Source organism: Bifidobacterium sp. C0047B3 (assembly GCF_056590535.1).
On sequence record NZ_JBWPWH010000002.1, the window covers coordinates 95,928 to 110,517 of the forward strand.

11 protein-coding genes and 2 tRNA genes are annotated in these 14,590 nt (G+C 40.5%); 6 read left to right on the plus strand and 7 right to left on the minus strand.

All coding sequences use genetic code 11. The features are described 5' to 3' along the window. Positions 1–51: 51 nt before the first annotated feature. The 4 genes from AC1EKT_RS03070 to AC1EKT_RS03085 form a co-directional block, all read right to left on the minus strand. Positions 52–678 carry a LytR C-terminal domain-containing protein gene (locus AC1EKT_RS03070; RefSeq protein WP_415687065.1) on the minus strand — a complete coding sequence of 209 codons (627 nt, stop codon included), beginning with the start codon at positions 676–678 and terminating at the stop codon, positions 52–54. A 129-nt stretch (positions 679–807) separates the two neighbouring features. After that, positions 808–1,704 carry a 16S rRNA (adenine(1518)-N(6)/adenine(1519)-N(6))-dimethyltransferase RsmA gene (gene rsmA / locus AC1EKT_RS03075; RefSeq protein WP_481616153.1) on the minus strand — a complete coding sequence of 299 codons (897 nt, stop codon included), beginning with the start codon at positions 1,702–1,704 and terminating at the stop codon, positions 808–810. A 54-nt stretch (positions 1,705–1,758) separates the two neighbouring features. Further along, positions 1,759–3,246: an aggregation-promoting factor C-terminal-like domain-containing protein gene (locus tag AC1EKT_RS03080; RefSeq protein ID WP_481616129.1), complete on the minus strand. Its 1,488-nt coding sequence runs from the start codon at positions 3,244–3,246 to the stop codon at positions 1,759–1,761. Positions 3,247–3,691: 445 nt separating this feature from the next. Then, positions 3,692–3,768 (minus strand) — tRNA-Thr (locus tag AC1EKT_RS03085). Between the two features lie 164 nt (positions 3,769–3,932). On the opposite strand from AC1EKT_RS03085, the gene AC1EKT_RS03090 reads away from it, so the two are divergent. After that, the gene (locus tag AC1EKT_RS03090; protein WP_481616128.1) at positions 3,933–5,792 is read left to right on the plus strand and encodes a serine/threonine-protein kinase; all 1,860 of its coding nucleotides are present in this window, start codon (positions 3,933–3,935) and stop codon (positions 5,790–5,792) included. A 139-nt stretch (positions 5,793–5,931) separates the two neighbouring features. Continuing rightward, on the plus strand, positions 5,932–6,912 hold the full coding sequence (locus tag AC1EKT_RS03095) for a DsbA family protein (protein WP_481616127.1): 981 nt from the start codon (positions 5,932–5,934) through the stop codon (positions 6,910–6,912). A 94-nt stretch (positions 6,913–7,006) separates the two neighbouring features. Here the strand turns inward: AC1EKT_RS03095 and AC1EKT_RS03100 are convergent, their stop codons facing one another. Continuing rightward, positions 7,007–7,966, minus strand: coding sequence for a DsbA family protein (locus AC1EKT_RS03100; protein ID WP_415683169.1), 960 nt, complete (start codon positions 7,964–7,966; stop codon positions 7,007–7,009). Between the two features lie 240 nt (positions 7,967–8,206). On the opposite strand from AC1EKT_RS03100, the gene AC1EKT_RS03105 reads away from it, so the two are divergent. From AC1EKT_RS03105 to AC1EKT_RS03115, 3 genes are all read left to right on the plus strand, one after another. Further along, entirely contained in the window at positions 8,207–9,334 is a 1,128-nt protein-coding gene (locus tag AC1EKT_RS03105; RefSeq protein ID WP_004105828.1) for an ABC transporter ATP-binding protein, read from the plus strand. A gap of 248 nt (positions 9,335–9,582) precedes the next feature. After that, positions 9,583–10,998, plus strand: coding sequence for a DUF4032 domain-containing protein (locus AC1EKT_RS03110; RefSeq protein WP_415683170.1), 1,416 nt, complete (start codon positions 9,583–9,585; stop codon positions 10,996–10,998). A 61-nt stretch (positions 10,999–11,059) separates the two neighbouring features. Then, entirely contained in the window at positions 11,060–12,358 is a 1,299-nt protein-coding gene (locus AC1EKT_RS03115; RefSeq protein WP_415683171.1) for an extracellular solute-binding protein, read from the plus strand. Between the two features lie 429 nt (positions 12,359–12,787). Here the strand turns inward: AC1EKT_RS03115 and AC1EKT_RS03120 are convergent. Continuing rightward, positions 12,788–12,860 (minus strand) — tRNA-Lys (locus tag AC1EKT_RS03120). A 71-nt stretch (positions 12,861–12,931) separates the two neighbouring features. Further along, a complete protein-coding gene (locus AC1EKT_RS03125) occupies positions 12,932–13,192 on the minus strand; it encodes a glutaredoxin domain-containing protein (RefSeq protein ID WP_415683172.1) in 261 nt (86 codons plus the stop codon). A 187-nt stretch (positions 13,193–13,379) separates the two neighbouring features. On the opposite strand from AC1EKT_RS03125, the gene ftsY reads away from it, so the two are divergent. After that, positions 13,380–14,561, plus strand: coding sequence for a signal recognition particle-docking protein FtsY (gene ftsY / locus AC1EKT_RS03130; protein ID WP_415683537.1), 1,182 nt, complete (start codon positions 13,380–13,382; stop codon positions 14,559–14,561). Positions 14,562–14,590 lie beyond the last annotated feature (29 nt).

Sequence of the window (14,590 nt, forward strand, 5' to 3'; positions counted from 1 at the left end):
TCGTTTAAATAAAAAGTAGCAGTATAAAATATTTTACTGCTACTATTTTTTTTATCTAACTTCCTTATGCTGAATTGCCTTAGGAATGTTTTTCATAAGGTCAGCTCTTATGCATCCTTGCACTTCATGTATTGCTGCGCCTGCTGCTGGAACATCTACTTTAGGGCGAAGATTATTAAAAGTAGAGCCAAGCACAATATCGACGAGTTTATCTTGCCTATCGTCCATTCGCATAATTGCATCGGCAAAATTAGCGCTTACTGTATAAGCTTCGTTAATAGCGTTTTTTCCAAAGTAAATAACTGTTCGTTTGATATTGCTTGATTTGTTATTGTTAACTTCTGTTAAGTTAAATCCGCGAGCATTTAAAGCTTCGCCAACAGCGCGAGCAAAACCGCGGAACTTTGTGCCGTTTAGAACTCTGATTGTCACAGCTCTATTATCTACGTAAGGGGCCTTGGCTCCTTCTTTTCCTATTATTGCACATGGAGCTGGAACGCCGTAATTTGGGTTATCTTTTGGAGCGCGCACAGAATTTATGCCAAAAGCGTGGAATTGCACGAGTAAAGCAAATATAAAAATTACGCCTAAACCTACGCTCACTGTAGTGAGTACAGATCTTTTTCTTTGATACATGAAAGCTTTACGAGCAATACGTTCGTCGTATTCTTGCGTCATGTTCACTTCCGATCTGTGGTTTATAACTTTGTTAGCAGCAAGTTTACACAAGCTGCAGAATATACGTAATATTTCATTGCGTAATATTTTATTTTGCATATTTATTCAACAAATAAATATGCGTTTCATTTATAATTTACAATCTTTGCATGCGCGATATAAAGCAATAAATTCATCGCAAGTAAGCGTCTCGCCGCGTCTAGTTGGGTCAATTCCAGAATTTTTATATGCTTCTTCTGGAACTTGATTTTTAAGAGCTGCGTGCAATGTCTTACGCCGTTGCTGGAAGGCTGCATCAATTAAAGCGAATACTCCCTCACGCTCATTGTTGTCACCTTTGCTTGTGCAATCGCGAGTAAAAGAAACTAATGCTGAATCAACGTTTGGCGCTGGCCAAAACACATTACGACCGATAAGCCCTGCGCGTTGTGCTTTTCCATACCATGCCAACTTAACACTTGGTGTGCCATATACTTTATTCCCAGGTTGTGCGCATAACCGATCTGCTACCTCTTTTTGAACCATAACTAGAAAATTCTGTAAGTTGCTAAATTTTTCTAGCAAAGTAAGAATAATAGGCGTCGCAACGTTGTATGGCAGGTTTGCAACAAGAGTAAATTTTTTAGCCTGTGCAATCTGTGGAACATCATCGGCATTTACTGTCAAAGCATCTTTTAGAATGACGTTAAATTTTTGCATTGCTTTAGGCATAAATTCTTCTACAGTATGCGGCAATCGTCGAGCTAGCTGAGGGTCTATTTCTACTGCAGTAAGCTGTGCTCCTGTTTGCAATATTGCAAGAGTAAGAGAACCAAGACCAGGTCCTACTTCCATAACGGTATCGTCAAGTTTAACTTCAGCTGCTGCTACTATTTTTCGCACTGTACCAGGATCAATAACGAAATTTTGACCGAACTTTTTGGTAGGAGTAATGCCTTCTTCTGCAGCGATACGTCTAATATCTGCTGCGCCTAAAAGCTGACCTTCATTTTCAATGCTGATTTCTGTCAAAGTTTTACCATCCAAATTTCGTAACAATTAACCCGTTGCGCCAAAGTGCGTAAAACACGCTGTTGTCTTTTAATACCAACCAATTTCGCGCGAATGTTTTACTGCTCCGCTAGGTGTTTTATATCTGCCTTTAATGTAACTTATACCCCAGCTAATTTGTATTGCGGCATCTTCATGCCAATTAGCTCCTGCGCTGCTCATCTTATCTCCAGGAAGAGCTTGAGGAATGCCATAAGCGTGTGAGCTAGGATTTTCTGCGTTCCATCTCCATCCAGATTCCCTATTCCATAGCCATAAAAGATCTTCCCATTCTTTGCCGGTCCAACCCATTTGCGCAGCTGCGCCTTGAGCAAATAATTTAGCTTGTTCTGGAGTAGCATGTACGAGGCTATCGGGATTAGAGCTTGGTGCTGGTGCAGGTGGATTAGCAGCAGGTGCAGGAGCAGCAGATGTGGTTTGTTGTTGAGTTTGTGATGCTTGTGCACCATTGTTGCTAGCAGTATTTTTCACATTGCTACTGTTCTGGTCTTTATTTTGAGCCTGATTCTGCGTTTTATTCTGGTTTTGTTGAGTTTGCTGTTGGTTGTTTTTCTTTTCTTGTTTTGTAGATTGCTCAGCATCCTGCTTTTTTGGTTGAGATTTTGTTTGCTGCTTGGATTGTTTTGGCTTTTGCGTATTCGTATTATTTTTGTGAACTGGTGCAGGAGCAGCCTTACCTACAGCAATAACTTGATTAACTGCAGGCTTTACCAAATTTTGCGAAACTAGGGTTGCACTTTCTGCTTTTCCATCTACATACGTAACGTTATAAACATCTTCGCGCTCGCCATTCACGCCGGCTTGTTGTACGACGCGAGAATTTGCTGGAAGTTTAGGATCTACTACAGTTTGCGTGGCAAAAGGTAGCGAAACTGTACGAGTTTCTTTGCCATGAGTAACTCGAGAAATACGTAAAATAGTATTTCCATCATCTTCTTCTACGCTTACGCGATCTTCCTTGCCAAGCACTATACCTTGAGAATCAAGAATTGCACTCGCAGGTAAGTCTCCATTTTGCACAACGCGTGTCTTACCGTCAGCAACAACGCTAATTGGGCCTTTTTTATTAATTGATAAGCCGCAAGTTAGTTTATCGTAAATATTTTGCAAATTTACTGTAATTCGTGAAGCGTTTTTAGCATTAGCTTTAAAAAAGCCGATTAATTGATCGACGCTAGTTGCAACAGTCCAAAACGGTATAGTTACTCCATCTACGGTGATAGAAGTTTGATAAGCACTGCGAACTGTTACAGTAGAATGGTTTGTGAGAATATCTCCAGAAGAAGAAATAACTTGATCGTGAGTTTTTACTGGAACGTGTTGTTCTTCTAATAAGCGTATTGGATTTGTTGAATAAGTGCTTACAATGCGCGTTTTTCCATTTACGACCATTGCAACAGATTTTTTAGCTGTAAATATAAATAAGCTTGTTGCTGTGAGTGATATAGATAAAACGCAGGCAATTATTCTCGCACGACGCATTACTATTAATCGTCTAGGCGTCCATCGACGTGCCATACAATCACTCCTTCGCAATAACGCTAACTTTTCTATTATACCTTCAATATTGCATTCAAAATTGAGTGCAAAACAAAATAAAAGTGGGGGCGGGAGAGAAGGGGATATTCCCGCCCCCTATGAGGTGGAGCTGGTTGGGGGACGCTCCACTCTCACCTCGGAAACCCTGAGTTGGGGGAAGGTTTCCGAGTTCTTACTCGCGAAAAGTTTTGTTATAAAGATGATTATGTGTGCAGATATAGATTTGTTATTTTCATAATACGCCATAATTTGGCACTGTATATGAAAAGTAGAAATTTTTTCTATTTTGAATAGTTAATTAGCTGCTATCCCCTCTGCTTTAATCATTTCACGTCATTATATGTGATACGAAAGATAACAAAACTGTAGTTTTGAAATTGAGAATAGAAAATAACAAATACTCACGAAATGAGCGGAATAAAAATGGAGCCTCCTGCCGGGATCGAACCGGCGACCTGCCGCTTACAAGGCGGCCGCTCTGGCCATCTGAGCTAAGGAGGCGATGTTTTCTATCAGCATAACAAATCATGCTAAGTAGAACAATTGATTAGTGTACCATATGCCACGTCATTACAAAATTACGGCGATGTTGAATATAGAAACGGCGTGTTTTTTGTTTCGTATATTTGCGTATTTGGCAATATAAGGCATTAACATAATGCAGTATGGAAGATACAAGCATGTTCGATTTGCAACCAGGGAATAATGTAGGCGGATACACGCTTATTTCTAGGCTTGGCGGCGGCGCAATGGGGTCAGTTTGGCGTGTTAATGACGACGGCGGCAATCAATATGCTATGAAAATATTACGTGCTTCTGTTAATGCAAAACAGAGTGAAGAAGAGGATTCTGAGCAGGAACGTGCTCGAATGCGTTTAAAACGTGAAGCTTTGGCTTTGCAGAGGATTCATCATCCAGGTGTTTGCGCGATAGTGGATATGGAATTAGATGCTTCAATCGCTTTTATTGTGACAGAGTTGATTGAAGGACATAATTTGCGCGAAGACGTGGATGAGAATGGGCCTTATATTGCAGATGATTTAGAGCGCCTTGCGCATAAGCTTATTGAAGCTGTTAAGGCTGTTCATGAAGCAGGTATTGTTCATCGCGATATTAAACCAACTAATGTAATGATTTCTGCTACTGGACCAGTATTAGTAGATTTTGGTATTGCGATGGGTGAAGGTGAAAGCCATGTTACTCGCACGGGATTAGTGATGGGCACTCCTGGTTTTATTGCTCCAGAAATTATTGAAGGCGGAGATTCAGATGAACTTACAGATTGGTGGTCTGTTGCCGCTGTGCTTGCGTTTGCAGCTACAGGTAAGCCTGTTTTTGGCATAAAGCCTATGATGGCTGTTTTGGAGCGTGCTGCTTCAGGAAATGCAGATTTAACGGGGTTGCCTCCTAGAACAATGGCTGCTTTCCGTAAAGCTTTGAACCCGATTCGAGAGCAGCGTTGCATGCCATCTGATTTAGAAAATGCAATTAGTCAAGATGCTATGGATCCTTTAGCATGGCCGGAGATGAACCGCCCTTTTGATCGTAACGCCACTAATGTAACTATGCGTGAAATGTGGCGTGCAACAAGCCGTGAAACAAGCCGTGAAACAAAAGAAAAAACTGCTATACTAACAAATTCTCCTGCCTGCGATGCAGCTGGTACAGTTGGTGCAGATAGCATATCAAATCTTAATTCTGATAAAGAAGCGCCTACCGTAACTGTTCGTTCTACTACTGTTATGCCTCATTCATTAGATAGTGAAGACGATAAAACGTCTTATGTGGATGAAAAAACACGAATTAATGCGTTAAAAGACGTAGATTTTCAGAATATACAGAACGACAATTCAAACAATTCGCGCATTGCACAATCTTCAAAACTTATTCATTCTTCTGATAACACTTTTGATAATGGCAATATTGAAAATGAAGCAGGCGATTCTCTACACGTTAAAAGTGACGAAGTACCTTCTGCCAATCGTGTTCTTAATCAACATGATTATGCGCGTAGAGGAACATGGATATTACTGATTTGTGTAATTTTTCATTTAGCTATTGCTTGCTTAAGTATTCTCGATTCCATTGGTTTTGCAATGGTTTTTATGTGGATTAGTGCAACATCCGGTTACAGTATTTCATCAAGCTTTAGAAGAATGCAACTTAACGATGGGATAATTCCTCGACACGATTCTGTAGTGCGTGTTGCAACTTTGCCATGGCATATTATTCGAGGATTCGTTTACATGCTTCCACGAGTTATAGCTATTGTGATTTCCGGAGGTATTGGAGCTGTTATATATCCATTTTTCTGTGGTGATAATCCTGAATTACTTTCTATAGATGTTGGATCCTTGCGTATTCTTTTGCCAGCTTACTCACCTAATATTTTTTCAAATACTGCATTTGGATATGCTCTAGGATTTATGGTTGCATGGGTTGTTTTTGCTGTAGTTAAGTGGACTACAAAATTCCGTTTAGGATTAGGTGCGTTATTTTATTCTGGAAAATCATTTGAAAAATAAAAAATAAAAATAGTACGATGCGTAATCTTTATTTTCCGTTGATGCCATCTACTAAACTGTGGTGAAGTTATTATTTTATTAACAAGAATGCTGCTAGGAGCTAGTCTTAGCGTGTGAAATAAAGGGTTGAAGGATAGCAATGCCTAAAATTCAGATGCGTGATGATAAGCAGAAGAATCCATCTTCTGCTCGCCAACAAAGAATTATAGAAAAACGCGAGCGTGAAGAGCGTGAAGAGCGCGAGCGTCGTCAGCAAGCAATTATCGGAGTTATCGTAACGATTATTGTTATGGCTATGCTGGTTACAGTTGGTGTTGCAGCTTATCAAGCTTTGTCTCAGCCAAACGAGACCGAACAAATGCAAATTGAGCGTTCTAAGCAAGCTAAAAAGCGACTAAAGAAAGATGGCGCTAAATATAAGCCGGAAGTTGTCAATTCTAATGGCGGAATTCTTATAAGCAAGCTTGGTTACAACAAGCCTGTTGCTAAAGCCCCAACGGTTGCAAGCTATTTTGATCCTTTGTGCCCTGGTTGCGGAAACTTTAACCGTACGTCAGACAAGACACTGATTTCAATGGTTAAAGCAGGTCAAATTAACCTAGAACTTCACCCAATGTCATCCTTGGATAAGTTTACTGTTGACCATTACTCGACTCGCGTAACCGGCGCTGTTATATATATTGCTTCACATGACAACAATCCAAAGCATCTGCTTCAGTTTGTTAATAACATTTTTAGTAAAGAATTCCAGCCGGAAGAAGGAAGAGATTATAAGCCTGTAAGCAATGAAGAATTGATTAATCTGGCTAAAAAATCTGGCGTTTCAGAAGAAGTTGCAAGTAAAGCTTTTGACAGACAATATTTGAAGTGGCAGGATTTGATTAACGAATGCACTCCTGATTTCAAAGAACTGTTAAATGTTTCTGGGGATAACAAGGGTTCAATGACAACACCAACTGTCACCATTAATGGGAAATTACTAGATATTAATGCTGCAAGTGAAAAAAATATGAAAATTATTGACGCTTTGTTGCATTGCATTGGCTTGGATAAAAAGCAAGTTGGAGTTGCGGGTCAGATGCCTAAAGTGTCTAGCACTGACTCTCCTATTGGATTGTAAATAAGCTAAATTATAGAAATATAAATTATTAAATAAAACGGACGCTAGGCTTGTTCTTAACGTCCGTTTTTGTATAGAAATTATTTAATTTTATTTATAAATCAAGCGGCTTACTCTTATATGTAACTTGCGGCATATAACCAGATTTGCCAACATGTTTTTTATCGATTCCCAAAGACTTTAATATAGCTTCCAAAGGATCCATCTGCTTTTCAGAAGCTGCATGTAGATCTACTAGCTTACCGTTAATTGTTACTGTTGGAGTTGTCATAGCGCCTTTATTAGAGCCAGAAACATTCCATAAAGCTTTTTCTTCTGGAGTATTCTCATTAATAACTTCTTGCCACTTAACATAGTGTAGGTTAAAGGCTTCATTCGCAATCTTATTTGCAACTCCAGCATCTTCAGCTAAATCAATAAGAGCTTTATTTGGTGTTGCTTGGTATCCATCGCCTTCTTCCGGCTGGAATCTTTCGCTAAAAATACTATTGATGAACTTGAGCAAGTGCTTTGGATCGTTATCATATGAGGCGATATAAGCAATACCGCTTGATACGCGATAAGAATATTGATCTGAGCTAAAACGATTTAAGAATGACATAGGGTGAAGCTCTAGGTTAATTTGACCTGCTTCAACCATTTTAATTAAAGTTTCATCAACAGTACGATTAAAGGATCCGCAACCAGGGCACAAAGGATCAAAATAAGTAGCAACTGTAGGAGCACCAGCAGCTTGCTTGCCGTACCCATCCTTGCTAAGAAGAATTCCGCCTTGTAAATTAGATGCCGGTGGGATGTCAGAAGAAGGCAGTTTTTTAATCTCTTTGGCTATTTTGGAGTCTGCTGTATCCTCAGTTTGTGTATCTGGCTTATTAGTTGTTGGATTTTCAATTTTTACTTGTGGTTTATTGATTGAATTGTAATAAGCCATAAACCCAGCTCCCGCAACGAATGCAAGAATAATTAGTGCTATTACGATGCCAATTAAGCTTTTACTATAAGGGGTATTTGATCTTTGCATTTCATTATTTGTTGTTTCTTGTTGTTGATCCATAGTTATTCTCCTTTTGTGCGCCTTATTCGACACGCCGAGTATTGAGAAAATACTGATTTTTTGCTGTTTTTCTAAGATAAACATGATATATTAAGGCATGGCTCAACGAAGAGAACCTTCAATGGACCAGGTAAGTAAACTGTGGACGATTGATACCCGCCGATGTAGGAATTGGGGTCATGAGTGCACACCCTTCACTACGGATCGTTCGGCACGTACCTGCCGATGAAAGGACATATCATGGCAGAAGTTGTATTTGATCATGTGACTCGTATATACCCAGGCAACGATAAGCCTTCGGTTGATGACTTGAACATGACTATTAAAGATGGTGAGTTCCTCGTACTCGTTGGTCCATCTGGTTGCGGTAAGTCAACTACTTTGCGTATGTTGGCAGGTCTTGAAGAGGTTAACAAAGGACGTATCCTCATCGGCGGTCAAGATGTTACTACAATGCAGCCAAAGGATCGCGATATTGCAATGGTCTTCCAGAATTATGCACTGTATCCACACATGACAGTTGCTGATAACATGGGCTTTGCTTTGAAGATTGCTGGTGTTCCTAAGGAAGAAATCCGCAAGCGTGTTGAAAAAGCTGCAGAAGTGTTGGATTTGACAGAGTATTTGGATCGTAAGCCAAAGGCTTTGTCTGGTGGTCAGCGCCAGCGTGTTGCTATGGGCCGCGCAATTGTTCGTGAACCAAAAGTCTTCCTCATGGATGAGCCTCTTTCCAACCTCGACGCTAAGCTCCGCGTTCAGACTCGTACTCAGATTGCTGCTTTGCAGCGTCAGCTTGGTGTTACCACTCTGTACGTTACCCACGATCAGACTGAAGCTTTGACCATGGGTGATCGCATTGCAGTGATTAAGCTTGGTGTATTGCAGCAGGTTGGAGCTCCTACTGAGCTGTATGACCGTCCTGCAAACGTATTCGTCGCAGGCTTCATTGGCTCTCCATCCATGAACATCAATCAGCATCCAGTTGTAAATGGTCGAGCTCAGATCGGTGAGGATTCTATAGTTCTTCCAGCTGAGGCTGTTGACAAGCTCACTGCAGAGGATAACGGACAGATTATTGTTGGTTTCCGTCCAGAAGACGCAAGCTTGGCAACATCCGATGATCCAAATGCGTTCTCCTTGAAGGTAATGAACGTGGAAGATCTCGGTTCTGATGGCTATATCTACGGCAATATCATCACCGATGGTTCTCCTGAAGAAGCATCTACGATGATGTCTGATCAAAACAAGCTCACAACTATTCGCGTGAACCCACGTGCTCTTCCAAAGGTTGGAGACACCGTGAAGATCAAGATTGATCCATCTAAGATGCATCTGTTCGCACCTTCTACGGAGTTGCGTTTGAACTAAAAGCGTTGGTTTGCCTGCTTATATGAGCTAATAAGCAAACTTTCGGTATAAGGTATAGCGGGGTTCGCAATATGACGCGAACCCCGTTTTTGGCACAAAAAAGCAGCATAATAAGTGTGCAATAATACATCATTACAACGCATCGCTTATTATATATAGTTGTTATCAATAATTCGCCGGTGGTTAAGCTGTGTTTATATTGAATGCAGTGATATCGTTGGCATGAGCTTGATTGGTAAATAAACTTTATGGAATGGAATGACGCTCCTCAATTAGACCCGCGTGCTGTGCAAGCAACTTCGGTATCTGCACAGGACGAGAATGCGTCGTCTCAAGAACCGCAGGCACTTAAGATTACTGCGGCTAGTTCAAATCCAAAAATGTTTACACTGCCTTGGGAATTACCACTTTCTCAATGGCCTGCTGATTTATTCGTGAATTTGCCGCGCGGTATTTCTCGCCACGTTGTGCGATTTGTTCACGTTGGCGATGAAGTGTATGCAATGAAGGAAATTACTCGTCAAGTTGCAGAACGTGAGTATGAGCTTTTGCGTAGGCTTCGTAAACTTGAGTTGCCTACAGTTACTCCTATAGCTGTTGTTGCAGGACGCCATGATGCTAATGGTGAAAAGCTTGAAGCAATGTTAGTTACGAAACATTTGAAGTTCTCACTGCCATATCGTGCGTTATTTGCTCGTACTTTGCGACCGGATACCGCAGAGCGTCTTATTGATGCGCTCGCTGTTCTTATGGTGCGCTTGCATCTTTCTGGCTTCTATTGGGGCGATGTATCGCTTTCTAACGTGCTGTTTTTGCGAGATGCAGATGCTTTTTCTGCTTTTCTAGTTGACGCAGAAACTGGTGATTTGCACGGAAGCTTAACAGAAGGTCAACGAGAATACGATATTGATTTAGCTCGAACCAACATTATTGGTGAGCTTATGGATTTGAGCTCCGGTCAGCTTTTGCCGACGGAAGTAGATGAAATCAGCATAGGCAATCGTCTAGTAGACCGTTATCATTCGCTTTGGAGTACGCTTACTGACGTTGATAAGTTCAGTCCTGATGAGATGTGGCGAATTGAACGTCGTGTTAATCGTCTAAATGAGCTTGGTTTCGATGTTGACGAGTTGGAGATGAAGACTTCAGAAGATGGTCGAAGGGTTTTGGTTCGACCTCGCGTTGTGGATGCTGGCTATGCTTCCCGCAAGCTTCTTCGTCTTACTGGATTGGATGTTCAAGAGAATCAGGCTCGAAGGCTGCTGAACGATTTGGATGCGTATCGCACTTCTACATGGCGTCAGGGTGAAGAGTTGGAAATCGTCGCAACTGATTGGATGCGTGAAATTTTCGAGCCAACAGTTCGTATGATTCCTCCTGAGTTCCGTTCGCAAATTGAACCAGCTCAGTTCTTCCATGAAGTGTTGGATCATCGTTGGTTTATGGCAGAAAAAGTTGGCCACGACGTTGCTATGCAAGATGCTGTAACTAGCTATATTAAGAACGTATTGCCACAGTACAAAATGGATAAGCATGTTCTTGCTGCTATTAATGCAGATGCTGATTCTGGCGTCGTGGATGATGAATACACGTATTCTTCTCCAGCACTTGTAGGTCACGATATAGATGAAGATGATCAAGACGCTAGTGTTTGGGCAAGTTGAGTTTAAATTTTTCTGCTTGAGTCGGGTGAATTGTATCTAGAGAGATAATAGGGAGAGTGAAATGAGTCAATTTAAGAAACTATTTTGTAGCATTTTTGCAATAGTAATACTCATGAGCCTTTCTTCCTGTGGTAACGATAGTGTCAATCAGTCTTACAGTGACGAAATATCTTTTAGTGGTAGTAAGAAAATAGTAAAGCACAAGAAGAAAAAACCTACTAAACCTAAGAAAGTTACGGACGTTAATCTAACCGTATGGTCAAGTAGCAAAGACAATAGTTGGGTTGCGCAGATGGAAGAAAAATTTCAGAAAATCCATCCGGAATACAAAATAACTTTCAAAAATAGCGTGGTTGAGTCTCAGGATTCTGCATTAAAAATGAATAATAATAGCGAAAGTCCTGATGTTTTCTGTTACTGCAATGATATGATGATAGAGTTATTAAAACTTGGCAAATTGGGCGAACTTCCGCCGTACGCTGTTAAACAAGTAAAAAAGCAGAATGATGATGTAGTGGTTCGTGGAGTTACCTACACGGATGGAAAGCTATACGGCGTTCCGTATACAACTAACTCATGGCTAATGTATTACAACAAATCAAAATTCACACCTGACGATGTTAAGTCTTTAGATAAGATGATTGCAAAAGGCAAAGTAGCTTTTGATATTAGTAATGCGTGGTATCTTGCTGGATTCTATTCTGATGGGGCTGTATCATTCTTTGGCAAAAATGGGAATGATGCAAGTAAAGGTATAAAGTTCAATAAGAAAGCTGTTGCTATAACGCAATATATTATTGATCTAACAAGAAACAGTAATTTTGTTTTAGGTGGTAATGGAAGGGAGCTTAAAAGCCTTAGGAAAGGTTCTGTGGACGCGATTTTTTCCGGAACATGGAGTGCAAGTGAAGTGAAAAAGATTCTTGGATCTAACTATGCTGCAACTAGCCTTCCAAAGTTTAAAACTAAGATTGGAGAATTCCAGATGAAAGCTTTTTCTGGATCGCGTGATTTTGGTTTCAATCCTAACTCTTCTTATAAAAAAGCTGCTGCTAAATTTGCAGCATTTCTTGGGTCAAAAAACTCTCAAAAAGTATCTTTTGAAAAAACAGGCACGGTGCCATCAGATAAAAGGCTTAGTAAGTTTGTTGGTAAAGCTGACGCTGCAGCCGAAGCAGAAATGAAAGTTATTGCGCGCACTTCTATTCTTCAGCCGACAATACCTGAAATGTATGCTTTTTGGGATCCTATGCAAAAGTTCGGCAAGACAATAGCAAAAGGTGAAGCAAGTTACGATGATGCTGACAAACTTATAGATGATTTAAATCAAGGACTTCAATTATACCATTCCGACCGTTAATTAAATTAACTAAGATTCGGGTTATAGGCTCCAAAAGTGTGTAAAGCTCAGCTGATGGATACTCTGCGTTAGTAACAGAGTTTGTGACGATTTATTGTTAAATATTCAGCTAATGAATGCTTCGAATGCCACAGAACATAAAAATAATCCGCATTCGATATACTACGAGCCCTACTGCCGTAGTTGTTATGAGTTTATTTTTACACATTTTTGTCTTGGTGGCGAATGTGCAGAAAGCAGATTTAATTATCGCAAAATGCTTGTATTGCAAGACCTAAAACATGATTTCTTACACACTTTACACGCTTTTGACCTATAATCCTAAGATTCTGTACTAGCCGATTATTTGGATTAACTAATCTACAAGCCATTAGTGTTGTAATAAACATACTTATACGCTCTCGGCTGTGTGCTTAAGGTATAAAAAAGTGCCCCCTGTGGGACTCGAACCCACAACCCAAGACTTAAAAGGACTCTGCTCTGCCAATTGAGCTAAAGGGGCAACAAATGCCAAGTGTACTACATTCAATCGACGAAGTGAATATCGTGTTAACTTATGCGTGTTACATACATTTATTGCAGTATTCCGAGTGACTCAAGTTTTGCTTTTATTTGTGTTGCTGATGGCTCAACCATAAAAGTATTATCTGCAAAAGTAACAACTGGAATATGCTTTTGATTGCTAATTTCAATCGCTTTTTCTTCAGCGCCCTCTTCTGTTTCAATATCATGCCAAATAAATGCTACTCCGTACTGAGTTAGTGCAGCTTTCGCACGTTTGCAATCTCCGCACCAATCTGCACCGTATACATTTACGGTAGGCTGATCTGACATAAAATCCTCCTCAATTATTTAGTGAATTCAAATTTTGCGTAATAATAACTAGCGCTATTTATTACGACTTTTATTAGTGTAATAGATGCAGGTGTACCTAGACATATTGATGTTGAAGTGTGACAAAGATGAGAAAAAATAGTGAAATGTATTGCTAGTGTCCCTTGACTTTCATAGTCTTGATGTCATGAACATGGTTATGGATATGAACATGCTAATTTGGTTTGCGGTTGCAGCTGTTGTTATTGCAATCTTATTGGTAACAGTTGCAGTGATTTTGCGCATTCACAGCAATAGTCATGGGCCAGTAATTCCTAAAAGCGTTAATAGCTCAATCGATACGAGCAAATCTAAAGCGCGCGGCACAAAACAATCTGAAAAGCAGATAGAAAGTGACGTTGCTGTTGCACACAATGAAGAAGCGAAGTCTGAATCATTGCCAGAAAGCACCTCTTCGCGTATTAAGCGTCTTCGTGAACGTTTGTCTCATAGTGCAAATCCATTTGGTCGTGCATTGTTTAATATCATAAGCAAGGATCATCTTTCGGAAGAAGATTGGGAAGATGTAGAAGATACTCTTCTTATGGCCGATGTTGGTTCTCGAGCTAGTGAAGAATTAGTAGAAGATCTACGCAAAGATGCACGCATTGCTGGCACCTCTAGTGCAGAAGATGTGCATTCGGCATTGCGTACGAAACTTTTGAAAATAGTAGATGAAGATGCTGATCGACGCTTAAACGCAGATAAATCAGATGCGCATCATCCTAGCGTTATTATGATGGTCGGCGTTAATGGCACCGGTAAAACCACTACTGCTGGAAAGTTAGCGCGATTGTTTATTGCTAAAAAACGTTCAGTAATGTTTGCTGCAGCAGATACTTTTCGCGCGGCTGCAGCTGATCAACTTGAAACTTGGGCATCTGCAGTAAGCGTGCCAGTTGTTCGTGCAGATAAAGACGGTGCTGATCCTGCTTCTGTTGCTTTTATTGCTGCAAATAAGGCGAAGGAAGAGCAAGCTGATTTATTGATTGTGGATACTGCTGGTCGTTTGCAAAATAAAGCAAATTTGATGGAAGAGCTTGGCAAAATTCGTAGGGTTATAGAAAAAACTATGCCTGTTGATGAAGTATTGCTGGTATTGGATGCTACTACTGGTCAAAATGGCATGTCGCAAGCAAAAGTGTTTGCTGAAGCTATTGGCATTACGGGCGTAGTTCTTACTAAGCTCGATGGTTCTGCTAAAGGTGGAATTGTTATAGCTGTTCAACGCGAACTTGGCGTGCCGGTTAAGCTAGTAGGTCTTGGCGAAGGGCCAGATGATTTGATGCCGTTTGATGCTCAAAGCTTCGTAGACGGTTTGCTCGCTTAATGCTGAACATTTGTAGCTGCACGAATGGT

What these genes read in the sequence shown, in the direction of transcription:
- AC1EKT_RS03070 (WP_415687065.1), bottom strand. Translation starts at nt 678, where the DNA reads ATGACGCAAGAATACGACGAACGTATTGCTCGTAAAGCTTTCATGTAT.
- AC1EKT_RS03080 (WP_481616129.1), bottom strand. Translation starts at nt 3,246, where the DNA reads ATGGCACGTCGATGGACGCCTAGACGATTAATAGTAATGCGTCGTGCG.
- AC1EKT_RS03090 (WP_481616128.1), top strand. Translation starts at nt 3,933, where the DNA reads ATGGAAGATACAAGCATGTTCGATTTGCAACCAGGGAATAATGTAGGC.
- AC1EKT_RS03095 (WP_481616127.1), top strand. Translation starts at nt 5,932, where the DNA reads ATGCCTAAAATTCAGATGCGTGATGATAAGCAGAAGAATCCATCTTCT.
- AC1EKT_RS03100 (WP_415683169.1), bottom strand. Translation starts at nt 7,966, where the DNA reads ATGGATCAACAACAAGAAACAACAAATAATGAAATGCAAAGATCAAAT.
- AC1EKT_RS03105 (WP_004105828.1), top strand. Translation starts at nt 8,207, where the DNA reads ATGGCAGAAGTTGTATTTGATCATGTGACTCGTATATACCCAGGCAAC.
- AC1EKT_RS03110 (WP_415683170.1), top strand. Translation starts at nt 9,583, where the DNA reads ATGGAATGGAATGACGCTCCTCAATTAGACCCGCGTGCTGTGCAAGCA.
- AC1EKT_RS03115 (WP_415683171.1), top strand. Translation starts at nt 11,060, where the DNA reads ATGAGTCAATTTAAGAAACTATTTTGTAGCATTTTTGCAATAGTAATA.
- AC1EKT_RS03125 (WP_415683172.1), bottom strand. Translation starts at nt 13,192, where the DNA reads ATGTCAGATCAGCCTACCGTAAATGTATACGGTGCAGATTGGTGCGGA.
- ftsY (WP_415683537.1), top strand. Translation starts at nt 13,380, where the DNA reads ATGAACATGGTTATGGATATGAACATGCTAATTTGGTTTGCGGTTGCA.